This is a genomic window from Streptomyces sp. NPDC051664 (genome assembly GCF_044453545.1).
In the GTDB taxonomy this organism is placed as follows: domain Bacteria; phylum Actinomycetota; class Actinomycetes; order Streptomycetales; family Streptomycetaceae; genus Streptomyces.
Genome location: NZ_JBITCU010000023.1, coordinates 81,759 through 103,923 on the forward strand (window position 1 = coordinate 81,759; position 22,165 = coordinate 103,923).

Sequence of the window (22,165 nt, forward strand, 5' to 3'; positions counted from 1 at the left end):
GATCGGTTCACGCATCTGCTGGTGGTAGGCGGCGTCGTTCCAGGTCGGCGAACCACCGTTCGACCTGGTTCATCCACGACGAGTAGGTCGGGGTGAAGCGCAGGGTGAAGCGGGGGTGTTCGAGTAGCCACCGGTGCACCGCGAGTGCCTTGTGGATGGACAGGTTGTCCCCGATCACGTGGACCGCCGGGCCGGGTTCGACCTGGCGGTCGATCGTGTCCAGGAAGTCGCGGAAGCCGACCGTGCGGTGTTGCTCGGAGAGCCGGCTGAGCTGATGACCTCGCCTACCACTGGAACTTCGGCAACGGCACCGTCGAACAGTTCACTCGTGGCGGCGCATCGATATTTACTAAGGCAGATTGATAAGTTAGCTTTAGTATATGAGTGATGAGGTGGACACCGACGGGATCGCCGCAGCCCTGTTCGCGAGCGTCAGCCTGCTGGTGAGACGGATCCGCCAGGTCCCCACCGAGGGCGGGCTCACCATGCCCGAGCGGCAGGCGCTGTCGCTGCTGGACCGCGGCGGCCCCGCCACCTCCTCGGAGCTGGCCCGGCAGGCGCAGATCACCGCGCAGGCGATGGGAGCCACCCTCAGCGCGCTGCAGGCACGCGGCCTGGTCGAACGGCGTGCTGACCCCGAGGACGGCAGGCGGGTGATCCTGACCGTGACCGACGCCGGGCGGCAGGAGCTGACCGACAAGCGCAACGCCCGGACCGAACTGCTCTCCCGGGCTCTCACCGGCACGTTCACCCCGGTGGAGCTGGAGCAGCTCGCAGCGGTCGCGCCGCTGCTGGAGCGGCTGGCCCGGAACATCTGACGTGCACGGAAGACCGAGGAGGTGACCACTGATGACTGTTCCCGCGGCGACGTACGCCGCAAAGGGCCCGGCCGGTGACCGCTACAAGTGGACGGCGCTGACCAACACCACCGCCGCCGTCTTCATGTCCGCGCTGGACGGCTCCATCGTGCTGATCGCGCTGCCGGCGATCTTCCGGGGCGTGCACCTGGACCCGCTGGCCCCGGGCAACATCGCCTACCTGCTGTGGATGATCATGGGATACCGGCTGGTGCAGGCCGTCCTGGTGGTCACCGTGGGCCGCCTGGGCGACATGTTCGGCCGGGTGCGGATCTACAACTCCGGATTCGCGGTCTTCACCTTCGCCTCGATCCTGCTGTCCTTCGACCCCTTCGACGGCGGCCACGGAGCGATGTGGCTGATCGGCTGGCGGGTGCTGCAGGCCGTCGGCGGGTCGATGCTGATGGCGAACTCGGCCGCGATCCTGACCGACGCCTTCCCCAAGGAGCAGCGCGGCTTCGCCCTGGGTATCAATCAGGTCGCGGGGCTGGGCGGGATGTTCATCGGCCTGGTCGCCGGCGGGCTGCTGTCGGCCTGGGACTGGCGTGCGGTGTTCTGGGTGAACGTGCCCGTCGGCGTCTTCTTCACGGTCTGGGCCTACTGCACCCTGCGCGAGAGCGGTCAGCGTGGCGGCGGCCGGATCGACTGGTGGGGCAACATCACCTTCGCGGTCGGTCTGAGCGCGGTCCTGATCGCGGTCACTTTCGGCCTGCAGCCCTACGGCGGACACACCATGGGCTGGACCAACCCGCTGGTCCTCGGCATGGTCGGCGGCGGCCTGGCGCTGCTTGTGGCGTTCGTGGCCATCGAGAACCGGGTCGCCGCTCCGATGATCCAGCCCAGTCTGTTCCGCCTGCGCGCCTTCACCTTCGGCAACCTGGCCGGACTGGGCATCTCGATCGGCCGTGGCGGGATGCAGTTCGTGCTGATCATCTGGTTGCAGGGCATCTGGCTGCCGCTGCACGGTTACGACTACAGCGCCACGCCCCTGTGGGCAGGCATCTTCATGCTGCCGCTGACCGCGGGGTTCCTCGCCGCCGGGCCGGTCTCGGGCTACCTGTCCGACCGGATCGGCTCCCGAGGCCTGGCCACCGGTGGCGCGCTGCTGTTCGGTGCCAGCTTCCTGGGCCTGATGCTGCTGCCGATCGACTTCAGCTACTGGGTCTTCGCGGTGCTGATCGCGCTGAACGGGATCGCCAGCGGGATGTTCGCCTCGCCCAACTCCTCCTCGATCATGGGCAGCGTCCCCGCCCACCTGCGCGGGGTCGCCTCCGGGATGCGCGCCACCTTCCAGAACTCCGGCACCGCCGTATCGATCGGAGTGTTCTTCTCTCTCATGATCGCCGGGCTGGCCGGCAGCCTCCCGCACTCGCTCACCAGCGGCCTGCAGCAACAGGGCGTACCGGCCCAGGTCGCCGCCCAGGTCGGCAGCCTGCCCCCGGTCTCGTCCCTGTTCGCCGCCCAACTGGGCGTCAACCCGGTCCGGCACCTGCTCCAACCCAGCGGAGTGCTGGCCAGGTTGACGACGGCTCAGCAGCAGGCCCTGACCGGACGCGAGTTCTTTCCGAACCTGATCTCCGGGCCCTTCCACTCCGGCCTGATCGTCGTGTTCGCCTTCGGAGCCGTCCTCGCCCTCCTGGCCGCGATCGCCTCCATACTCCGCGGCACCAACTCCGCCCCCGCGGCGGAGGGACCGACGACGCCGGCCGGCACCAGCACCACGGCGCCCGCGGCGCCGGCCCCGGCCCCGGCCCTGCCGACCGGAGACGCCCTCGCTGACATGCAGCGGCGCAAGGACAGCGGTGACTGACGCACCCTCACCCGGACCCCACATCCCGGCAACCCGCCGACATCCAGAGAAAGCGCACCATGGCACTGACAACGATCGACCCCACGTCCGCACTCGTCGTGATCGACCTGCAAAAGGGAATCGTCCCGCCCCGGAAGGACGTTCCCGTCGCTCCGGTCGTGCAGCGTGCAGCGCAGCTGGCGACCGCCTTCCGTCGACGCGGCCTGCCGGTGGTCCTGGTCAACGTCACCGGGCGGGCACCAGGACGTACCGATTCGGGCCGGTCCGGCGGAGGCGGTGTCGCGTTTCCGCCCGAGTGGTCCGACCTCGTCGACGAGCTCGACGTGCAGCCGACCGATCATCTGATCACCAAGCGGCGGCGCAGCGCGTTCCACGACACCGGGCTCGACACGCTCCTGCGCGACCTGGGCGTCACCCAGGTCGTGCTCGCCGGCATCTCAACCAGCAGCGGCGTCGAGTCGACCGCACGCGCGGCCTACGACTACGGCTACCACGTCGTCCTGGCGACGGACGCCATGAGCGACTCCGACACCGACGCGCACCGCAACAGCATCGAGCGCATCTTCCCCAAGACCGGCGAAACCGCCACCACGGCCGAGATCACCGACATGGTCGAGGGGGCGCGATGACCCTGCTGGGTCGGCTTCTGAGCAACCGCAGAGCAGGCGAGGTCCACGCGGCATGGAACCTGCCGCACCTGCAGGGCCCCGACCTGCTCAGTGTGACGAGCCATCACTTCGTCGACGGCGGCGCGATACCGCTGGAGCACGGCGCAAGGACTGTCGGCGGCCGGAACCTGTCCCCCCACCTCGCCTGGAGCCCGCCGCCGGCCGGCACCGCGCAATTGCTGCTGGTCGTCGAGGACATCGACGTGCCCCTGGCCAGGCCCGCCGCGCACTGTCTGGCTCTGATCGATCCGGCAGTGGAACACCTCGGCTCCGGCGCCCTCGCCGCCCAGCAGCCCGCAGCCGGAGTACAGGTGCTGCGTTCCACCATCGGACGCGGATACCAGGGCCCCGCACCCATCAAGGGCCACGGACCGCACCACTACACCTTCCAGCTGTTCGCCCTCTCCAGCGCTATGGGCACCGCCCCTGACAGCCCCGCACCCGACCGGGCACGGCCCCGCGCCTTTCTTTCCTCCCTCACCGCTCCCGTTCTGGCCCGCGGCCGACTGACCGGTGTCTTCGAACGCTGACCACCCCGGACCGACCGTGCGGGTCGGCGCCAAGGTCTTGAGGTCGGCGGTCCTCTGGAGGGATGGGAGATTCCAGGTCGGCCCCGCTGTGCTCTCGGAGGCTGAACGGTTGACGTTGCAGGGGTGGGCGTCGCGTCGGTCGACCGCCCAGGGGCCGGCGTTACGGGCACGGATCGTGCTCCGAGGCGAGCACAACTCCGCACGACGCAGGGCAGCGTCGTAAGCGATTGCCGGCATCACCCGGTTGGGCACCGGCCTGCGCCGCGCGACCCCGGCACAATGGCATGCCCGTAGACGTTGTCGCCCCCGGCGGTGACCTTGCCGTTCTGACGTCGCGCGTTTGCGTGAACCGCCTTGGCGCTCACTCTCGTCCTTTGCGTCGCGCTCACGCCGGCCTTCACAGTGCGGTCGGGCGAGCGTGCGGTTGCAGGCGCTAGGAGAGTGCTTGGGCGGCGAGAGGGGTGGGGTGTTCACCGGCTGGTGGCGGTGACCAGCCAGGCGGCTGTGCGCAGGTGGATGCCAGTGGGGCGCTCGTACGCGGCCAGGGCGGCGGAGAGCGCGGCCCGTGTCCGGTCGTCTCCGGCGCCGTCACTTGCGGAGTCGGCCAGGCTCACCAGGTGTTGGCCGGGGCCGGAGGTCAGCAGGTGGTCGGCGGCGTCGTTGGTGTCCCGTCCGAAGTTGCCGACGGCCTCGACGGGTGCGGTGTGCACGTCGTAGAAGCCTGCTGCGTCGAGGACTTGGCGGATGACCGAGGGGTCGGAGAGGGAGAACATTCCCGGGCCGTCGGGAGCGGTGGCCTCCTGCGGGGGGAGGGGCAGGGCGGCGCGGACCGCGCCGTAGACGTGCACCCACTGCGAGCGGGCAGGATCCGACATGCAGACGAAGGCGAGACGGCCGCCGGGGCGCAGGGCTTTGCCGATGTTGCCGAACGCGGCGACCGGATCGGCGAAGAACATGATTCCGAATCGGCTGATCGCGACGTCGAAGGCGGCGGTCGGGAGCGGGTGGACCTGAGCGTCGCCCTGCTCGAACGCGATCTGTTCCAGGCCCTCCTCGGCGGCCAGGCCGCGGGCCTTGGTGAGCATCGGGGCAGACAGGTCCAGGCCCAGGACCGAGCCCCGGACAGCGGCCCTGGCGGCCAGGCGGGTGGTCTGACCGGCACCGCAGCCGATGTCGAGTACGCGGTCCTCGGGACCGATCGCGGCTGCCGCAAGCAGCGGCGGGTTGAAGCCCTCGTTCACCGCGTTCCAGCGGTCATGACGGTCGCTCCAGTGACGCCCCTCGCCGCCGTTCCATGCCTCGAACTGTTCGGTGTTGACAAGCTCACGCATTGGATCACTCCTGTCGGAGAGCTAGTATGGGCATCTGCCCATATCAAGGTATGAGCAGATGCCCATACCGGCAAGCCTCGATTCGGGGGACCCGATGTCACCGCGCGGCGTAGCGATCCCCGACGTCCGGGAGCGGCTCTTTGCCGCGGCTGAGCGGGTACTCGCCCGGGAAGGGCCGGCCGGGCTGACCAACCGGGCCGTCACCGAGGAGGCGGGGTGCGCGAAGGGGCTGCTGTACAACCACTTCACCGACCTGGACGACTTCGTCGCGCAACTCGTCCTGGACCGCTTCGAGCAGATCGCCGCCGAGGTCCGCCCGCTACCCGAGCAGGCGGGCCGGGGTGATGCACGGGAGAACCTGACCGCCGCGGCGCTCGCCCTGCTCGGCGCGAACGGCCCGGCTATCGCCGTGGTGGCGCTGTCGCGGCACGGGGTCGCGGAGCAAGTGCGGCACGCATGGGCCGACGGCGCCCCGGGGCCGGGCGCGGTCGAGGACGCGATGGCCCGCTACCTGGAGGCCGAGCAGCGGCTCGGCCGGGTAGCCGCGGACGCCGACTGCGCGATGCTCGCGCTCGCCCTCGCGGGGACGGTCCACCACCTCCTGATGCACGGCAGCGCGCAACCGGCCGACAACCCCCAACTGGTCCGCCGCCTGGTCGCCGCGCTGGTGGTGACACCCTCCGAACCCGGCTCCCCGGCCTGAGCCGGACCGGGAAGGCCCGGGTCCAGGGAAGCGTTCCTGGACGCCTGCAAGCCCCCGCAGGCGGTTCACGCCGGTGAATACATTTCGTCACTTGACCGGAGTCGGCCTGAGTGCTCGAGCGCCGCTTTGCCAGGCCGGCCGGAGGGCGTCGCGGTCGGGCTCGCCGTTCTCGCCGAGTCGGATGCCGTTGAACCGGGCGAAGGTCAAGTTGGTCGGTGCGCGACATGTGAGCGTACGCCGAGACGACTTCGGACTCCCCGGTGTAGATCCGCACGTCGGCCCAGCGGCGGCTGCCCTTGAGGCGGATGCCGACCGACTCGGTTTCGGCGATCTCCTCATCGAGGGCCATCACCTGCCTCGCGAGCTCGGAAACCATGATGGCGGCCGGCTTCTGCCCGGCGACGGCAGTGTGCTGGGCCTCAGCGGCTTCGGCGGCGGTGGCCGCGACGAGCTTGTAGTTACGGACCTTACGGTTCTTCAGCCACTCGGCGAGGCGGTGCTTGCCGATGGGCTCTGGAAGCCGGTCAGCCCGAGCACCCAGGCCGCCGAAGCGTCCCGCGAGTGGGGCGCTGGGTCTATGGAAGTCAAGGCCCGGCGGGCCGTCACCACCGCATGCAGCGCAGTGCCATCAAGGCCACATCGTCGTGGATCCGGCCGCCGGTCCATGAGCGCAGGTCGTCCAGCACGCGGTCGAGCAGGGTGCCCGGATCGTTTTCGCCGATGCCTCGGAGGCGTTCGGCGACCGGGTAGAAGTGGCCCTGCCGGTTGCGGGCTTCGGAGGTGCCGTCGGTGAAGAGCAGCAGCAGGTCACCGGGATGAAATGGGACCTTTTGCAAGCGATAACAGCCGCCGGCCAGCTCGCACAGCCCCAGTGGTGGCGCAGCCACCTCGGGTGATACCTCGGTGATGGTTCCCTCGCGGCGGCGCAGCAGCGGTGGGGGATGGCCGCAGTTGACGATGACGGCCGCGTGGTCTTCATCCGGTGCCGTGGTGACCAAAATTGCGGTGGCGAATTCTTCGCTCCGGCCGCGCCGGGCAATCGCGCCGTCGAGTCGTGTGGCCACGCTGTCCAGGCCGGGTTCGGTTCGGGCCACGTCACGGAAGACGCCGAGGATGTCGGCGGCGACCTCCAGTGCTTCGAATCCCTTGCCGCGGACGTCGCCCAACAGTACCCGGACGCCGAACTTGGTCTCCAGCAGGTCGTACAGATCCCCGCCGATTCGAGCATCCGGCTCCGCAGCGGCATAGCGCACCGCCACCTGTAGACGGCCGATCCGGGGTGGGAGCGGGCGAAGCAGGGCCCTCTGAACCGCCTCGGCAATGTTGTGCAGCCTGGCCGCCGCCTGCTCTTCTCTGTGCAACAGGGCGATGACGCCCGAAGTGACGGCGGCGGCCAGCACCACGCAGCCCGCAGAGCTCACGTGGATCACCGTCGGCACACTTGGGTTGGCCCGAGCGAGCACGAACACCAGGACGATTGCGAGAACACCCGCAGCCAGCGGAGCCCAAACCCTCCGGGCGCCGACCGCAGCCAGCACCGGCACCGAAATCAGGACCGGGGAAAGGGTGCTGTCCGGCCCGGACACCAGATCGACAGCTACGCACGCCAAAATCATCAAACAGCCGAGGCCAAGAAGAAACTTCACGCCGAGGGGCAGCTGCACCCACCTGTGGCGCTCGTACCAGGCAACCATGGGTGTCCCCTCTGTCCAGGGCTCTCCCCTCCCAATGCTCCGGGCCGCGTCGTCATCCCGCCAGCCGAGCGAGTAGTGGCGATAGAGCGCGTTGCGGCCGAACCGGGCCCGCTGCGCCCATGGCTCGTACCTCGACGACTGCTGCCGCACCGTGAACTGCCCTGAAGCGCTCCACGAGAAGCCCACCGGCCCGGTCGGCTCGTCCTGGCGGCCGAGTCGTGACCGCGCCCGGACAGGGCCACGGACACCCCGCTTGCACGCGACGGGATTGTCCGGGCTCCCTCGAACGCCGGCGAGCGAGCGGCTGCGGACCTCTCCCGGTCAGCCGGACACTGTCCGGACACCGGCCGACACCGCGAGCGGACGGCGAACGCGATCGAGTGGAACGCGTCTCCCGGGCCGCTCCAGGTGTGGTGCGTCATGAGGTCGGTGCCACGAAGTCATCGATCGTGGGCTGTGCGGGCGGTCAGTGCACCAGGGGGAGGAAGATCGTGTCGACGATCTCTTGGAGGACGTGATCGGGCACCGGGGCGAAGGTCGAGAGGATCTCATGGCGCAGCAGGACGAAGGGGAGGGTCTTGATGCGCTCGGTAAGGAGCTCCGGCCTGATCTCACCGCGATCGACGGCGTGGTCGAAGAGCGTGTCGAGCGCTGCCTTGCGGCCCGTCGCGACGGGATCGAACAGTTCACTGGGGCTTCTTCCGGTTTCCCGGTAGTAGCTGGCCAGGTGCGCGTACATCACGGTGACCAGCTGCACATGGGCGGTGGCGATTTCCCGCATGAGGGTGAGGACGTCCTCCCGCAGGCTTCCTGTGTCGGGAACGCCGGGGCGGGACTCCTTCAGGACGTGGACGATGGTCGCTCGGATGAGTTCGTCGCGGTCTGACCAGCGGCGGTACAGCACGGGAGGGCTGGTGCCCGCGCGCTTGACGACGGCGTCCATGGTGAATCTGGCGTAGCCGTTGTCGGTGAGTTCATCCCAGGCCGCATCGAGGAGTGCCTTCTCCAGTGCTGCTCCATGGCGCCGCTGAGCCATCGCACCCTCCCTGGCGTAGATAGATTTGTCTTTCTTGCCGTACCCGCTACCTTGAGCAGAGTAAGAAAGACCTCTCTATCTTAAGGTACCGACCGTGAGCACTTCCCACCAGGCCGGGCCCGCCCCCGCCGATCCCGGCCGCATAGACCCTGACGTGTGGCGCATGGCGATCACCCTCATCGTCGGCGCCCTCGGTGTCGTCTTCGACACCACCATCGTCAGCGTCGCTCTGAACGACCTGTCGAAAGACCTCGACGCCCCACTGTCGACCATCCAATGGGTCAGCACCGGCTACATGCTGGCCGTCTTCATCACCATCCCGCTCGCCGGATGGGCCCAGTCACGGCTCGGCGGCCGGCACCTATGGATCGTCGCCCTGGGCGGGTTCCTGGGCGGCTCGATCCTGAGCGCCCTGGCCTGGAACGCCACCAGCCTTATCGTCTTCCGCCTCGTCCAGGGCCTCGCAGGCGGCATCATGATGCCGCTGATGTACACCCTGCTCATGCAGGCGACCAAGGGCCGCAACATCGGCAAGGTCATGGCCATCATCACCGTGCCCACGGCGCTCGGCCCGATTCTCGGCCCCGTCCTCGGCGGCCTCATCCTCCACCTGGCCGACTGGCGCTGGCTGTTCTTCATCAACATCCCCTTCTGCCTCGTCGGCATGTGGCTCGCCTGGCGCAACCTGCCCGACGACCGACCCGCACCCGACCACCCCCGCGCCCGCCTGGACGCCGCCGGCCTGCTCCTGCTCTGCCCGGGCTTCGCAGCCCTCCTCTACGGCCTCTCCCAGGTTGACGGCAGCACGGGCTTCGCCAGAGCCCAGGTCCTCATTCCGCTGCTCGCCGGGCTCGCCCTGGTCGGGGGCTTCACCGCCTGGGCGCTCACCCGGGCCGCCGACTCCCTGGTCGACGTGCGCATGTTCCGGCACCGCTCGGTGGCCTCGTCCTCCACCCTGCTCTTCCTGGGCGGCATCTCCCTATTCGGGCCGATGATGCTGCTGCCCCTGTACTTCCAGCAGGTCCGGGGCGCGACCCCGCTCGGCGCCGGACTGCTGCTCATCCCCCAGGGGGTCGGCGCCCTCGTCGCCCGCGGCCTGGCAGGTAGGTACATGGACCGCGTCGGCCCGCGCGCGGTGGCCCTCGTGGCCTTCGCCTTCGTCGCCGCGTCCACCGTGCCGTTCGCTTTCGTCACCGCCTACACCAGCGAAATCCTGCTCATGGCCGCGCTGTTCATCCGCGGCATCGCCCTGGGCGCTGCCATGATCGCGCCCATGGGCGCCGCCTACGTCGGGCTGGAGCACGAGGAGATCCCTGACGCCAGCATCATCACCCGCGTCGCCCAGCAGATCGGCGGCGCAGTGGGCATCGCCATCCTCATCGTCATCCTCCAGCAGAACATCGGCGACGCCCACACCCCCAACGCCCTGGCCAACGGCTTTGACCACGCGTTCTGGTGGTCCGTGACCCTCACCGCCGCCGCTGTCCCGCTCTGCCTGCTCCTGCCCAGCCTCCCTAAGCCGGCGGCCCCCGCCGACAACAAGGCAAGGAAGATCAGCAAGAGGGCGGATCCAACCGCACAGTGAGCACGGCCGTGGCACCACCTCATGAGACGGCAGAGGTAGAACTGATGGGCACTCAGAGTTGCCCGAGCAGCGGAAGACTGCGCTGGAAGGAGCTGCCGGCGCACTGCAGGCATCGCAGCCGGTCGCGGGCGTGAACGACGCACGCCCCTAGCTGCACCCGTGACGTGTCCCAGCGGTGCGGAGAGGCGCCGAGGAACGCGGCACCTGAGCGACGGTCCACGAGCTGCGGCCCCGCGCGAGCGCGCAGACGATCGAGTACGGCCAGCCGGGGACAGGGAAGTGCTGGTCCTTGCCCCGGTCGTAGGTTGTGACACAGGATCCGCTGCGGTGAGGTGTGGACGTCGGGCCGCAGCCAGCAGGTGACATCGACGGCCAGGACCAGCCGGCCGTCAGCAGCCCGCGGCAGTGGAACCCCGGCCAGTGCCCGCCGGAGCCGGCCGGGTATCGACCCGTCCACGCACCACAGCCGCGTAGAGCCCGCCATGACCGCGGCGGTGTTCGCCCACCAACGACAGCTCGGCCGGCGACCTCACCGGCCAGACTCAGTTCTCCGGCGGAAGCTGGCCGTCGGAAGGCCGGAAACGTCCTGCTTGATTTGGGGAAGGGTTCGTCGTGGACATCGAGGGCAGGTGGGAGTTAATCGACGAATGGTGGCGACGTGGTATCCATCCAGGCCAAGGGAATGGGAATGTCCGTAGCACTGGAGCAGACGACATCGTCGGCGCGCACCGAGCGGATCGTGGGTGACCTGCCGTGGATCGAGGACACGGGCAAAGTGGCGCCCAAGGATGCCCGGGCCTTGTCCAAGCTGTTCTTCGACCAGCTTCAGGTCCTCGAAGAAGGCACACGCGAGTACCAGTACGCCCGCAACACTCTGATCGAGATGAACCGGAGCCTGGTCGTCTTCGCCGCGAGCAGGTTCCGTAGCCGCGGCAGCGGCGAGATGGAGGACATCCTTCAGGTCGGCACGGTCGGACTGATCAAGGCCATCGACCGCTTCGACCTGTCACGCGAAGTCGAATTCACTTCCTTCGCCATCCCCTACATCGTCGGCGAGATCAAGCGGTTTTTCCGTGACACCAGCTGGGCCGTCCACGTCCCCCGCCGTCTGCAGGAACTCCGGGTGGAACTGGCCAAGGCCAAAGAGCGGCTGGCAGCCGTCCTGGACCGTCAGCCCACCGTGCACGAGCTGGCCGTGGACCTCGACCTGCGCGACGAAGAGATCATTGAGGGCCTGGTGGCGTCCAACGGCTACACGGCCGGCTCGCTCGACGCCCCCGGCGGGAACGACGACGGATCCGCCGCCGGCCCCACCTATGCCGAGATCCTGGGCGACCGCGATCACGCCATGGACCTCGTGGAAGACCTCCACGCTCTGGCTCCGCTCCTGGAAGAGCTTGACGACCGGGAGCGCCACATCGTCGAGATGCGTTTCGGCCAGGAGATGACCCAGTGCCAGATCGGTGCGGAACTGGGCGTTTCCCAGATGCACGTATCCCGGCTCCTGGCCCGCACCCTGACCAAGCTCCGTACTGGCATGCTCACCGACGACTGAACCGACCGTCAGAGGCCACAGGGAGAGCCTCCCTTGGCGGGAAAAGTGGTCAGACAAATCCGAGAGAAGGACTGTTGTGCTGCTGGCCCACCCCGCGATACTGCGGGATCTTGTCGAACAGTACGAGACGCTGCAGGTCCTGCACGCGGAACAAGGATCGTTCGAGACGCGACGTCGGCTGGAAGACATCACGTACACGCTGTGTGTCTCCACAGGCACGCATACGCCGGCAGCGGCCCTCGCCGTGGCAGAGCAGCAGTTGAACTCTGCCTTCACCGAAGTGGCGACGCCCATGGTTCCGGCAGCGGCGTCCGGTGGCTGATGAAAGAAACCGAAGAGGTCTCGGGGCTCCACAAAGGCTCTGGCGGACAGGCCGATGAGGTGGTGGGCGAGGAGCGCCTGCTGCAGGGCGCGGCAATGCGCGGGTGCGGGCGCCGACCCGGCTTGCGCACGGTGACGGCTGTTGGCTGCAGAGCCTGATCGAGGCCCAGGAGTTCACGGACGCGGCGGGTGAGCCGTTGCTTGACCGGTTGGGGCCCACCCGGCGGTCAGACGGGACGCGCTCCGAGGGCTCACGCTCACCCTTCGATCTCTCAGGTCTGCTGCGTGTGCGGCATCAAGGACGGCCCCAAGCCCCTACACATCCGCGTGTGGAAGTGCGGGGCATGCGGGGCCGTCCTCGTGCGCACGCACGCCTCACCGGCATACGCCAAGACCAAAGACGTCTCTTCGAACCGACGGACCCTGTCCACGATGTTCCTCGTCACCATCGCCGCCGTCCGCTCGCGCATCGCGTTCATGGGTGCGGCAGCGGCGGCTGGCACTGCCCCGTACGGACCGCCCCCGGTGGTCCGGTGCAGGGCGACCCGCGCCGAACCCGCGGCCTTCACGCCGGCATCGGTGAGCGGGCTGCCCTTCCATCACGCAGCACCGGGAATCAGTTGTCTCCCCACCTTGGAGAGTTATCCACTCCGCCGGATGTGCCCTGGTCGACCTGAGGCACGTGTCGGGGGAGTCACTCGTGTGGAGAACCGAACTGAGTCGTACATCGAGACGCCGACCAGTTGCGCCCATGCTTCGGAGCAAAGCAGATCGAGCGGGCGGCCGGAAGATCGAATTCTCCCTGTCCTCCAGCGCTGAGCCGTGCGCTACTCATGTCCCGTCGTGCTGATTCCCGTTGCCCGGTCCGAGCGCCTGGGCGTTGAGGGCGCCGAGCATGCGACGGAGGTGGCTGCGCACCTGTTCCTGTTCCTGAGGCAGGAACGGTTCCAGGGTCTCCTGCTCGCACGGTTCGAGCGCGGTCTCGCCCTGTTGTGCCAGGGCCATACCCGCGGCCGTGACGCACATTTCGATGATCTTTCCGTGCGTGGGGTGGGGTCGCCGCTCGACCAGTCCACGCTCGACCAGATCCCGCAGCGCTGTGCCAATGGACTGTGCGGTGACGCCGCAGCGGCGGGCGAGTTCGGCACTGGACAGAGGCCCGTCCAGGCTCAATCGGACGAGCGTGCTGAATTGCGCCTGGCTCAGTCCGAGTGGGCGCAATGCCCGTTCGAAGCGCTGCGTGTATGCCTGCGAGATCTGCCAAATCAGGTAGCCGATGCGCTCACCGGGATCCTTCACCGCCACCGATGCCCCTCCATGCGTAAGGTAACTTATATAAGCCACCTTACACGATCGAACCGAGGAACCATGCTCAGCACTCCGTCCACAAGTCAAAGTCCTTGCCCTGATGTCGACCCGGGGCCGGGGCGACACCGCCACCATCCAGGTCCGCAGAGTGACGCCCCACCCGAGCGGCCGGGGCTGACCGGTCCGCAGGCGGTGCTCAAGCCCGTGATCTCTGTGCTGACCATCGGCCTGGTCTTCGTCAGCGTTTTCCTCGCCGCCTTCCATACGCCCCAGGCGCACCGGCTGCCGGTCGCCGTCGCCGCATCCGACAAGACCGCGGCACATTTCGACGTCCGGCTGCAGCGTGTCTCGCCAGACGGCTTCCAGGTCGACCGGTACCCGGACAACGCCTCAGCCCGTTGGGCGGTTGAGCACCGCCACGCGTATGCCGCGTTGTTGGCCGACGGCGGCGAGCCCAAGATCGTGTATGCGGGTGCGAACGGTCCCGCGGTGTCCGCGCTGGTGGCGCCGCTCGCCAGTCTGTGCGCCCCGGACTGTCGGCCGGCGGGGGAGAAATGGCCCGTGACCGACATCCTTCCGCTGTCGAGTGGAGACAACCGGGGTCTATCGGTCTTCTATGCGTCATTCGGGCTGGTGCTGGCAGGGTTTCTCTTCGGTCAGTTGACCTACCAAGTGGCACCACGCCTCTCCTTCGGGCAGCGCGTGAGCAGTCTGGCACTGTTCGCGGTCGTTGGCGGGCTGGCGACAGCACTCATCGCGAGTACGGCCTTCGGAGCCATACCCGGTCCCTTTCTGGGCATCGCTGGGCTTGTGGCGCTGATGGCGGGGGCCGTGGCGGCGGCCACCATACTTTTGATCCGGATCTTCGGCGCGATCGGCGTTCTGCTTGCGTCGATCTTCATGATCGTGATGGGCAACGCCAGCAGCGGTGGGGTGCTGCCGCCCGAATTTCTTCCTGGTTGGCTGAAACCACTCACCTCGGTGATGCCTCCGGGCGTCGGCGTCCGCGCACTGGACGGGATCGCCTACTTCCACCACGACGGGCTGGTCAGCGGTGTTGTGGTGCTGTCGGCCTGGATCGCTCTTTGTATCGCGGCGCTGTTCTTCCTCGACCGGATCGACGCATCTGCCGCGATCCTGCACGCCGCGAGGCCGTGAGGGCGCCGGTGGATACCGAAGCCGGCCCGGCGCCCCGCAACCCGGCCAGGTGCGGCGCGTGCGGCCGCCGCTGCCACTTCCTGCGGCCGGTGCGGTAGATGCCCAAGCTGTCCGATGGCCAGTTCGCCGAGCTGGAGATGGAGTTGGCGCCGGGTCCGGCCATGCATGGCTGGGAGGACCGGCGGTGGACCCTGGCCCGGATCAGGGTGGTGATCGCCTGGGGTTCCGAATCGACTGCCCGCCGGCGGCGGTGTGGCGGCTGCTGCACAGGTGTGGCCGGTCCCGGCAGTGTCCCGCTCTCCGGGCTGTGGGGCGCGACGAGTGCGCGGTGAGCCTGTGGAAGAAGGACGTATGGCCACCGGCCGCCAAGCCCGCGCTGCCGGACACAGCCCTTAGATGCAGGCAGGTGTTTGAGCATCAAACGCCGTTGTCAGTGCCTCCCCATAAAGTGAAGACATCACTCGGGGAGCCTCGAAGGGGGAGCACAAACGTGTCCGCAAACAAGATCCAGCACAAGGTGAATCATGTCGCGCTGGTAGTGGACTGTTCAGGTTCGATGCGTCCGCACCAGAGTCAACTCATTCGAGTTGTGGACGAGTTCGTCGCGGGGTTGAAGGCCGAGTCGGACAGCCTCGGCCACGAGACACGGATCAGCCTCTACTCCTTCGACCACAAGGTGGAGAATCTGGTCTGGGACATGGACGTGAAGCATCTGCCGTCCATGCGAGGGCTGTACCAGGTCAACAATGGCGCTACGGCCCTCATCGAGGCTTCTCTGAAGTCCCTGGACGACCTGGGCCATATTTGGGAGGAGTACGGCGAGCACAGCTTCCTCCAGATCGTCGTGACGGATGGTGAGGAGAACGCCTCCGGCGGCGACAGGCGGCACGACGGCGACATGGCCATCCTTGGCCCCTGGCTCGACAGGATCGCGGCGAAGATGAGCGGGCTTCCGGGCCACTGGACTTCGGCGATCCTCGTTCCGAACTCCCTGGCCAAGCGCACCGCCCAGAACTACGGTTTCCCGGCCGGGAACATCGCCATATGGGACGCGGATTCCCAGAAGGGCGTCGAGGAGGCGATCGGCACCGTGCGCGCTGCCGCCACCAGCTTCCTCCGCGGGCGCGAGCAGGGGGTGCGCGGCACGAAGAACCTGTTCGCCGTCGGCCAGGACATATCGGTTGCCGAGGTGCGGGCGAACCTCGAACCGATTCGGGCTGACAAGTACCGGCTCCTGAAAGTCGACAAGGAGGTCGAGATTCGTCCCTTCGTCAACTCGCATCCGGGCGTGACGTACGAACGTGGTTCGTGTTACTACCAGCTGGGCGCCCGAGCTCAGGTTCAGCAGAACAAGGAAGTCATCGTGGTCGAGAAGGACACCGACCGCGCCTATACGGGCGACGCGGCACGCAGCCTATTGTTCGGTACGGATGTCCAGGGGACCGTCTCCGTGAAGGCGGGGAACAATCCCAAGTTGGAGGTGTACGTGCAGAGTCGTTCGGTGAACAGGAAGCTCAAGCCGGATACGCGTCTGCTCATCATTCTCTGAAATCAATGAGCGAAGGGCGGGGTTGGTCCGGGAGCAGCCTGCTCCCATTGCTCGACACCGCCGTGAGCAGCGGATGTCGCCCCGTGCGGTCACTGGTGGCACGCGGCGGCGCGGAGGCCGGGGGTTTGTTCACAGATACTGGCAGCGACGCCTGTCCCGCATCCGGAGGAAGTGGGTGGCCCTGGCGGCCGCACCAGCCCAAAGCGGCAGGTGCGTTGTGCACGTTCGGCTGTACCGACCGGTGCACGTTCCGATGTATGCCGACAGAGAGTACCGAGCTGACGCGCGAGCAGCGTCCTCCCCGCCGAGGCGGAGGTGTTCCGCTCGGCAAGCGCACGGTCACCGAAGAGCTGGCGTCCTCACCTGCGAAGCCTCTCCCTCGCGATGGATCGTGATCGCGTCCGGGGAATCGACATGCTGCCATCGTGGGTGGACCTGCACCTTCTGTGACCTGACCTGACCTGACCTGACCTGACACGGCGCAAGCGCTGTGACAAAGGCGGCTCGGAGGCCGCCCGCGGAGGCGGACACGACCGCGTCGATGGACAGAGTCGTGCTCATGCGCGGCGAGCGAGGCTCTCGGCGTCGGCAGCATCGACGGCGCTCAGCCCATGCGCGGTGTACTCACGAGCGTTTCCTCCCGGTCCTCCCGGAGCGGGCGGGTTCAGATGGCGGTGCGGCCGCCGTCGACGGCGACGGTCGCGCCGGTGACGTAGCCGGCCTTCGGAGAGGCGAGAAATGCGACGACCTCTGCGATCTCGGCGGGCTCGGCGGCGCGCTTCATTGCGGTGGTTTCGGCGATCGCGTCGAACAGCTCGCGGGTCGCGCCTGGGGTGTAGACCGGGCCGGGGGCGACGGTGTTGAAGCGGACGCCGCGGCCGCTGTACTCGGCCGTCCAGCTCTGCGTCAGGGAGGCCAGCGCGGCCTTGGTCGCGCCGTACGCGGCTGCCCTGGCCAGGCCGAGGCTGCCGGCCATGCTGCCCATGTTGATCACGCTGCCCGACCCCTTCGCCGCCATCGCCGGGGCGAACGCCGCCACGAGGAAGAAGGCCGCGCGGACGTTGCCGGCGAACATCGCGTCGTAGTCGGAGACCTTCATCTCCTCGGTCGGGGCCCAGACGGCATGCCCGGCGTTGTTGACCAGGACGTCGATCTCACCGACTTCGGCGGCGAGCCGGTCGATGCCGGCCGGATCCTCGAGGTCCGCCTGGACGAACCGGGCCTCGCCGCCGGTGGCGGTGATCTCGTCGACGGTCTCGGCGCCGCGCTGAGCGTTGCGGCCGGTCACGACGACGGACATTCCGTCGGCGGCCAGCCGCTCGGCGACCGCCCGGCCGATGCCGGAGGTGGACCCGGTGACCAGGGCGGTGAGGGGGCGCGGGTCGAGGTCTTCGTGCTCCACAGACATGGGGTTCTCCTTGCGGAAATTGTTGTCCGGACCGATCTGTCCGGGAACCGGCGGCGACGCCCGGACACCGGTCGGCGTCGATCTCGCGTCGCCGAGACAGCGCGGACTCCTCGGCTCCGACCCGCCCGAGCCGTATCTGCTCGGACAGCGGCGGCCGCTCCCAGGGTTCGTAGTTCATCAGCGCCGATGGTCAGCGACCTGGTGAAACGCCGGTACCGCAGTGCCTCCGCTGCCCGCAGGCCGGCCGGCGAGGCGTCACTGTCACGATACGGTCGTCCCGCCGCAGGGAAGCGGCGTCCGTCTCGTCCGACACGGAGCTCCACCCCCTTGGTCGGTACGTCGGAACAGACGACGAGGCGGATGCGGCAGTCAGGGAAGGCCGTTCGCTTCGCGTGGGAGTATCTGGCGCCATGAGGGCGTCCCCTTCGGTACGGAGCGTGCGCGCGGTGGTGTTCGCCGTGCTGAGCGTGTTGCTGGCTGCCGGGGGCCATGCGCTGGCGACGGGTGCCGCCCCACCGGTATGGGTGCAGGCCGTCGGGTTCGTGCCTGTCTTCGTGGGCGGCTGCCTGCTGGGCGGCCGGGAGCGGTCGCTGGCCGGCATCGGTGGCGGGACGCTGGCGGCCCAGGGCGGGTTGCACGTCACATTCGACACCGGACGGCCTCATGCCGTGCAGGGCATGCACTCCATGCAGGGCCTGCGCATGGTCCATCAGCATGCGCTGACGCCTCACGCAACCGCGGTCCATATCGCGATGTCCGTCCTCGTGACCTGGTGGCTGCGACGCGGCGAGGCCGCGCTGTGGTCCTTGCTGCGCCGGGCGGCCGCGTGGGTACCAGGGCTGGTGGTCCGGTGGCACGTACGGAGAGGGCTGTGTGTCGCACCGGTCCCAGTGGGCTTCGTACACGGGATCGCAGGTGAGCTGCGGCCGATCCGGCAGGTGCTGCTGCGGCATGCCGTCCACCGTCGAGGACCGCCCACCAAGAGCCCGTTCGCGCCCTGAATCCATCGACCCCAGTACGGAGTTCCAGTCATGTCCTCGACACGCACCGCCCTGCGCCGGGCAGGCACCGTTGCCGCCCTCGCGGCCGCCGGCGTCCTGACCGCCGCGGGCGTCGCCTTCGCGCACGTCACCGTCCACCCCGACAGCTACGCCAAGGGCGCCACGGACGGCGTCCTCACCTTCCGCGTGCCCAACGAGGAAGACACTGCCGACACCACCAAGGTGCAGGTCTTCCTGCCCACCGACCATCCGGTCCTGGGCGTACTCGTCACCCCTCAGGACGGCTGGACCGCGAAGGTGACGACCACCAGGCTCAAGACCCCCGTCAAGACCGACGACGGCACCATCACCGACGCCGTCTCCCAGATCACCTGGTCCGGCGGACGGATCCGATCCGGCGAGTACCAGGACTTCGATGTCGCCTTCGGCCAGTTGCCGGACGACACCGATCAGTTGGGCTTCAAGACGCTGCAGACCTACTCCGACGGCAAGGTCGTCCGTTGGATCGAGGAGACGCAGAAGGGTGCGGAGGAGCCGGAGAGCCCGGCGCCCGTCCTCAAGCTCACCGCCGGTACCGCGGGTGACGAGAGCGCACCCACGTCCGCCTCGTCCTCGGAGCCGAGGGCCACAGCCAAGGCATCGAGCACTGACTCGACCGCGCGCCGCCTCGGCGTCGCCGGGCTTGTCGCGGGCGTTCTGGGGCTAGTCGCAGCCGGGGTGGCCATCGTTCGTGGCCGCAGCGCCCGCTCCTCCTAGCCGCCGCGCGCAAGCAAGGTCGCGTCGGCGTCCAGTTCCGCCGACGCGACCGTGCTGCCGCTCGTCCACGCCGACGCCGAACGCGCGGCGGCTCTGAGGAGCTGCGCGGCCGGCCCCGCCACGCCGGCGCCGACCGAGTACGCAGCCGCGGCAGCCGTGGACGGCCGACCCCGTGGCCACCTGCGCGGTCCACGGCGTGGTGCTACGGTGCCGTCCGAGCCGGCGGGCAGGGGGAGTGCGCTTGGGGAGTGGGGGACGTTGGTTGCGACGCTGGGCGGCGCCGTGATCGCGATATCTGGAACCGTTCTGGCCGACCGCCTGCGCACGCGACAGGAGGCCGACCGCAGCCTCGGCGCGCGGCGCCGCGAGGCATACATCGATTTCATCGCCGCCGCGGGCGCCGCGCATACGCGGCTGCGCCGCGGCTCGCGCAGGCCCCTGAGGCCGCCGCCGGCTTGGAGCCGGCCAGCCGCGCCGCCTTGACCGACGCCAGGCTCTACGAGGTACGGGAGAGGCTGTTCATCGACGCCAGCGCGACGGTTGCCGGCGCGGGCCAGGCGATGTTCGAGCAGCTTCGTGCACTGCGCAGCGCCGTCGCTGCGGGGGCGCCTGTCTCCTCCCCCACCTTCCACGACGCCTACCACCCGTACATCGCGAGCGTGTGGGCGTACCGAGTCGCGGTCCGCGACGAACTGGAGGGGCAGTCCCTGGTACCGGCCGTCTTCGGCTGGCACGCCTGAGACGGCGAGGAGCGATGCCCCTTGTGCAGCAGAGACCTGGCGGGCACGGGCTGACCTCCCCTGGGGCGACACACGGTGACCATCCGATACTAGCCGACCGGTCTAGTAAGTGATGGTCGACCGGTCGTACACTCGCGCCATGGGACGGACCAGTGACGCCAAAGAGAAAATTGTCAGTGCCGCGCAGTCGCTTATCGAGTTGCGCGGGTACTCGGCGCTGGGCGTGGCCGAGATCTGCAAGGCGGCCGGTGTCCCCAAGGGCAGCTTCTACTATTTCTTCGAGTCCAAGGAGGCCCTTGCTCTGGCTGTGATCGACGAGCACTGGGCCGGCCAGAAGCGGGACTGGACAGGCATCCTGAGCAGCGACGCAGAACCACTGGACCGGCTGCGGCAGCTGTTCGAGGTGACGGAGGCCGGCCAGCGCGCCGGCCAGCAGAGCTGTGGCACCGTCTCGGGCTGCCTGTTCGGGAATCTCACCCTGGAGATGAGCAACCAGACCGAGGCCATCCGCACCCGACTGCAGGAGATCTTCGACGCACAGGTCGAGATGGTCGACTCGGTCATCACCGAGGCTCTTGAACGCGACGAGGTCACCGTGACCGACACCCGGGAAGCCGCACGGTCCGTCGTCGCCCAACTCGAGGGCCAGGTGCTGTTCGCCAAGCTCTACAACAACACCCACCGGCTCAGCCCCCTGTGGCCGAACTGCCTGGCCCTGCTCGGTGCTCGCGCACCGCAGGAGGCACTGGCCGGCAGCTGACACCCCCGCCCGGCGCGGCCGGCAGCACCAGGGGCTGAACGGGGGGCGAAGAGGGGCCTCAAGGGCAATCGGTCCGAGCCGGCGTGGTTTCCGACGGTGCGGACGGCCATCAGGGGACCGTGCTCCGCACAACGGCCATGTGGTGCGGGAAGCCGATCCGCAGGACGGCGGCGGCACCGGCGGCGGCGAGAACCACCAGGGCGGCCAGGACCAGGGCTTGGTGGTAGCCGTGGTGAAGCAGTGGGGTCACGACCAGCGGGCCGAGGATCTGGCCCACGGAGTAGCCGGCGGTCAGCAGGGCGACCGGCCGGGGGAACTGCAGGTGGGTTCCTGCAGCCAGGGCGATCGTGCTGACGCCGAGGAACGTCGCGCCGAACAGCAGCGCGGAGATCAAGGCGGCCGTCACGCCGCCGATCAGCGCGGGCAGGGCGATGCCGACCGCCTGGATGATCAGGGCGGCGCACAACAGGTCGGGGCGGGACCAGCGCCGGCCCAGCCAGGCCCACAGCGCCGAGGACGGTACGGCAGCCAGACCGACGAGCACCCAGGCGCCGCTGCCCGCCCAGCCCGGGGAGCTCTGCTCGATCGCGGCGACCAGGAACGTGCCGGCGACGATGTAACCGATGCCCTCCAGGGTGTAGGCGGCGAACAAGGCGGTGAACCAGCGGTGCGTGCGCGGACCCGATCGGCGGGCAGTGCCCGTCGTGGAGCTGACGCCGGACGCGGGCGTGCCCTCGGGACGCAGATTCCACGAAACAGCGGCGAAGACGGTGGCGAGTCCGGCCGAGGCCCACCAGGCGGCCCGCCAGTCGGCCACGGAGCGCAGGACGAGAACGAGCAGACCGGACAGAGCGATGCCTCCGCCGACTCCACCGAATGCCCAGCCGGGCAGGTGAGCGGGGTGATCTCGCAGGTGGCTGAGGACTGAGCTGACGGCGACGACGAAGATCAGGGCGCTGGTCAGGCCGGCCAGCAGTCGCAACACGATCCACACGCTGGTGCTGTGAGCGGCGGGCATTCCGGCGAGGCTGCCGGTCAGGACCATCAGGGAACCGCGCAGGACTACGGGGGAGCGGGCCAGTGCGGGCAGCGCGATGCCCAGCAGCGCTCCGACGAGGTAGCCGATGTAGTTGGCGGTGGCCAGGTTCGCGCCTGCGGCGGAGGACAGTCCTGCCTGGGTGTGCATCAGAGGAAGGATCGGGGTGTAGACGAAGCGGCCGACCCCCATGCCCGCGGCGAGCGCTGCGGCGGCCTGCGCGACGTGGGTCCAAGGCGAGCGGACTGGGCCGCGGGATCGCGCGGAGAAGCGGCGCTGGGTTCGCAAGCTCATGACGAAGTCCTCGTGGGGCCGTGCGCGTATGCGGGGCGGGCCGCGGCTCATCGCTGCGACCGCGT

Annotated in this window: 20 protein-coding genes and 2 pseudogenes; 14 read left to right on the forward strand and 8 right to left on the reverse strand. The window is 68.8% G+C overall.

Going from position 1 to position 22,165, the window contains the following annotated elements; genetic code table 11:
• Window positions 1–7: 7 nt before the first annotated feature.
• Window positions 8–247, reverse strand: a pseudogene (locus ACIA8E_RS30795) (transposase); the annotation flags it as partial.
• A gap of 133 nt (window positions 248–380) precedes the next feature.
• Here ACIA8E_RS30795 and ACIA8E_RS30800 point away from each other — a divergent pair.
• From ACIA8E_RS30800 to ACIA8E_RS30815, 4 genes are read left to right on the forward strand one after another with little or no spacing between them, the layout of a single operon-like run.
• The gene (locus ACIA8E_RS30800) at window positions 381–818 is read left to right on the forward strand and encodes a MarR family winged helix-turn-helix transcriptional regulator (protein ID WP_399302892.1); all 438 of its coding nucleotides are present in this window, start codon (window positions 381–383) and stop codon (window positions 816–818) included.
• A 31-nt stretch (window positions 819–849) separates the two neighbouring features.
• Window positions 850–2,667 (forward strand): MFS transporter, encoded by a 1,818-nt coding sequence (locus ACIA8E_RS30805; protein ID WP_399302894.1) that lies wholly within the window; start codon window positions 850–852, stop codon window positions 2,665–2,667.
• Window positions 2,668–2,726: 59 nt separating this feature from the next.
• On the forward strand, window positions 2,727–3,296 hold the full coding sequence (locus ACIA8E_RS30810) for an isochorismatase family protein (RefSeq protein WP_399302896.1): 570 nt from the start codon (window positions 2,727–2,729) through the stop codon (window positions 3,294–3,296).
• Window positions 3,293–3,865 (forward strand): YbhB/YbcL family Raf kinase inhibitor-like protein, encoded by a 573-nt coding sequence (locus ACIA8E_RS30815; RefSeq protein ID WP_399302898.1) that lies wholly within the window; start codon window positions 3,293–3,295, stop codon window positions 3,863–3,865. The genes ACIA8E_RS30810 and ACIA8E_RS30815 overlap by 4 nt, the downstream gene beginning before the upstream one ends.
• A 470-nt stretch (window positions 3,866–4,335) precedes the next feature.
• Here the strand turns inward: ACIA8E_RS30815 and ACIA8E_RS30820 are convergent, their stop codons facing one another.
• Window positions 4,336–5,196, reverse strand: a complete 861-nt coding sequence (locus ACIA8E_RS30820; RefSeq protein ID WP_399302900.1) for a class I SAM-dependent methyltransferase — start codon at window positions 5,194–5,196, stop codon at window positions 4,336–4,338.
• Between the two features lie 58 nt (window positions 5,197–5,254).
• On the opposite strand from ACIA8E_RS30820, the gene ACIA8E_RS30825 reads away from it, so the two are divergent.
• Window positions 5,255–5,899, forward strand: a complete 645-nt coding sequence (locus ACIA8E_RS30825; protein WP_399302902.1) for a TetR/AcrR family transcriptional regulator — start codon at window positions 5,255–5,257, stop codon at window positions 5,897–5,899.
• A gap of 602 nt (window positions 5,900–6,501) precedes the next feature.
• Here the strand turns inward: ACIA8E_RS30825 and ACIA8E_RS30830 are convergent.
• Together ACIA8E_RS30830 and ACIA8E_RS30835 are read right to left on the reverse strand one after the other, a co-directional pair.
• Entirely contained in the window at window positions 6,502–7,593 is a 1,092-nt protein-coding gene (locus ACIA8E_RS30830; RefSeq protein WP_399302904.1) for a PP2C family protein-serine/threonine phosphatase, read from the reverse strand.
• A 466-nt stretch (window positions 7,594–8,059) separates the two neighbouring features.
• Window positions 8,060–8,629, reverse strand: a complete 570-nt coding sequence (locus tag ACIA8E_RS30835) for a TetR/AcrR family transcriptional regulator (protein ID WP_399302906.1) — start codon at window positions 8,627–8,629, stop codon at window positions 8,060–8,062.
• A 94-nt stretch (window positions 8,630–8,723) separates the two neighbouring features.
• Between ACIA8E_RS30835 and ACIA8E_RS30840 the strand changes: the two genes are divergently transcribed.
• The gene (locus tag ACIA8E_RS30840) at window positions 8,724–10,214 is read left to right on the forward strand and encodes an MDR family MFS transporter (protein ID WP_399302908.1); all 1,491 of its coding nucleotides are present in this window, start codon (window positions 8,724–8,726) and stop codon (window positions 10,212–10,214) included.
• A 213-nt stretch (window positions 10,215–10,427) separates the two neighbouring features.
• Here the strand turns inward: ACIA8E_RS30840 and ACIA8E_RS30845 are convergent.
• Window positions 10,428–10,750, reverse strand: a pseudogene (locus ACIA8E_RS30845) (transposase); the annotation flags it as partial.
• 152 nt (window positions 10,751–10,902) lie between these two features.
• Between ACIA8E_RS30845 and ACIA8E_RS30850 the strand changes: the two are divergent.
• Window positions 10,903–11,769, forward strand: coding sequence for a SigB/SigF/SigG family RNA polymerase sigma factor (locus ACIA8E_RS30850; RefSeq protein WP_399302910.1), 867 nt, complete (start codon window positions 10,903–10,905; stop codon window positions 11,767–11,769).
• Between the two features lie 76 nt (window positions 11,770–11,845).
• A complete protein-coding gene (locus ACIA8E_RS30855) occupies window positions 11,846–12,091 on the forward strand; it encodes a DUF5133 domain-containing protein (RefSeq protein WP_399302912.1) in 246 nt (81 codons plus the stop codon).
• 830 nt (window positions 12,092–12,921) lie between these two features.
• Here ACIA8E_RS30855 and ACIA8E_RS30860 read toward each other — a convergent pair.
• Window positions 12,922–13,395: a MarR family winged helix-turn-helix transcriptional regulator gene (locus ACIA8E_RS30860; protein WP_399302914.1), complete on the reverse strand. Its 474-nt coding sequence runs from the start codon at window positions 13,393–13,395 to the stop codon at window positions 12,922–12,924.
• A gap of 207 nt (window positions 13,396–13,602) precedes the next feature.
• Here ACIA8E_RS30860 and ACIA8E_RS30865 point away from each other — a divergent pair, with 207 nt between their 5' ends.
• Window positions 13,603–14,556 carry an ABC transporter permease gene (locus ACIA8E_RS30865; protein WP_399302916.1) on the forward strand — a complete coding sequence of 318 codons (954 nt, stop codon included), beginning with the start codon at window positions 13,603–13,605 and terminating at the stop codon, window positions 14,554–14,556.
• Between the two features lie 490 nt (window positions 14,557–15,046).
• Window positions 15,047–16,105 (forward strand): VWA domain-containing protein, encoded by a 1,059-nt coding sequence (locus ACIA8E_RS30870; protein ID WP_399302955.1) that lies wholly within the window; start codon window positions 15,047–15,049, stop codon window positions 16,103–16,105.
• Between the two features lie 664 nt (window positions 16,106–16,769).
• On the opposite strand, the gene ACIA8E_RS30875 is transcribed toward ACIA8E_RS30870, so the two are convergent.
• Window positions 16,770–17,513, reverse strand: a complete 744-nt coding sequence (locus tag ACIA8E_RS30875) for an SDR family NAD(P)-dependent oxidoreductase (RefSeq protein ID WP_399302918.1) — start codon at window positions 17,511–17,513, stop codon at window positions 16,770–16,772.
• 410 nt (window positions 17,514–17,923) lie between these two features.
• Between ACIA8E_RS30875 and ACIA8E_RS30880 the strand changes: the two genes are divergently transcribed.
• From ACIA8E_RS30880 to ACIA8E_RS30895, 4 genes are all read left to right on the forward strand, one after another.
• Window positions 17,924–18,514, forward strand: a complete 591-nt coding sequence (locus tag ACIA8E_RS30880; protein ID WP_399302920.1) for a hypothetical protein — start codon at window positions 17,924–17,926, stop codon at window positions 18,512–18,514.
• A gap of 30 nt (window positions 18,515–18,544) precedes the next feature.
• Window positions 18,545–19,270, forward strand: a complete 726-nt coding sequence (locus tag ACIA8E_RS30885; RefSeq protein ID WP_399302922.1) for a YcnI family protein — start codon at window positions 18,545–18,547, stop codon at window positions 19,268–19,270.
• 479 nt (window positions 19,271–19,749) lie between these two features.
• A complete protein-coding gene (locus ACIA8E_RS30890) occupies window positions 19,750–20,010 on the forward strand; it encodes a hypothetical protein (protein WP_399302924.1) in 261 nt (86 codons plus the stop codon).
• Window positions 20,011–20,149: 139 nt separating this feature from the next.
• The gene (locus ACIA8E_RS30895; protein WP_399302926.1) at window positions 20,150–20,770 is read left to right on the forward strand and encodes a TetR/AcrR family transcriptional regulator; all 621 of its coding nucleotides are present in this window, start codon (window positions 20,150–20,152) and stop codon (window positions 20,768–20,770) included.
• Window positions 20,771–20,879: 109 nt separating this feature from the next.
• Here ACIA8E_RS30895 and ACIA8E_RS30900 read toward each other — a convergent pair whose 3' ends face one another.
• Window positions 20,880–22,100, reverse strand: coding sequence for a YbfB/YjiJ family MFS transporter (locus tag ACIA8E_RS30900; RefSeq protein ID WP_399302928.1), 1,221 nt, complete (start codon window positions 22,098–22,100; stop codon window positions 20,880–20,882).
• Window positions 22,101–22,165 lie beyond the last annotated feature (65 nt).

Excerpts from the sequence above, each read along its gene's own strand:
- ACIA8E_RS30815 (WP_399302898.1), top strand. The coding sequence starts at position 3,293 with ATGACCCTGCTGGGTCGGCTTCTGAGCAACCGCAGAGCAGGCGAGGTC.
- ACIA8E_RS30830 (WP_399302904.1), bottom strand. The coding sequence starts at position 7,593 with ATGGTTGCCTGGTACGAGCGCCACAGGTGGGTGCAGCTGCCCCTCGGC.
- ACIA8E_RS30825 (WP_399302902.1), top strand. The coding sequence starts at position 5,255 with ATGCCCATACCGGCAAGCCTCGATTCGGGGGACCCGATGTCACCGCGC.
- ACIA8E_RS30835 (WP_399302906.1), bottom strand. The coding sequence starts at position 8,629 with ATGGCTCAGCGGCGCCATGGAGCAGCACTGGAGAAGGCACTCCTCGAT.
- ACIA8E_RS30885 (WP_399302922.1), top strand. The coding sequence starts at position 18,545 with ATGTCCTCGACACGCACCGCCCTGCGCCGGGCAGGCACCGTTGCCGCC.
- ACIA8E_RS30820 (WP_399302900.1), bottom strand. The coding sequence starts at position 5,196 with ATGCGTGAGCTTGTCAACACCGAACAGTTCGAGGCATGGAACGGCGGC.
- ACIA8E_RS30810 (WP_399302896.1), top strand. The coding sequence starts at position 2,727 with ATGGCACTGACAACGATCGACCCCACGTCCGCACTCGTCGTGATCGAC.
- ACIA8E_RS30805 (WP_399302894.1), top strand. The coding sequence starts at position 850 with ATGACTGTTCCCGCGGCGACGTACGCCGCAAAGGGCCCGGCCGGTGAC.
- ACIA8E_RS30800 (WP_399302892.1), top strand. The coding sequence starts at position 381 with ATGAGTGATGAGGTGGACACCGACGGGATCGCCGCAGCCCTGTTCGCG.
- ACIA8E_RS30880 (WP_399302920.1), top strand. The coding sequence starts at position 17,924 with ATGAGGGCGTCCCCTTCGGTACGGAGCGTGCGCGCGGTGGTGTTCGCC.
- ACIA8E_RS30900 (WP_399302928.1), bottom strand. The coding sequence starts at position 22,100 with ATGAGCTTGCGAACCCAGCGCCGCTTCTCCGCGCGATCCCGCGGCCCA.
- ACIA8E_RS30895 (WP_399302926.1), top strand. The coding sequence starts at position 20,150 with ATGGGACGGACCAGTGACGCCAAAGAGAAAATTGTCAGTGCCGCGCAG.
- ACIA8E_RS30875 (WP_399302918.1), bottom strand. The coding sequence starts at position 17,513 with ATGTCTGTGGAGCACGAAGACCTCGACCCGCGCCCCCTCACCGCCCTG.
- ACIA8E_RS30850 (WP_399302910.1), top strand. The coding sequence starts at position 10,903 with ATGTCCGTAGCACTGGAGCAGACGACATCGTCGGCGCGCACCGAGCGG.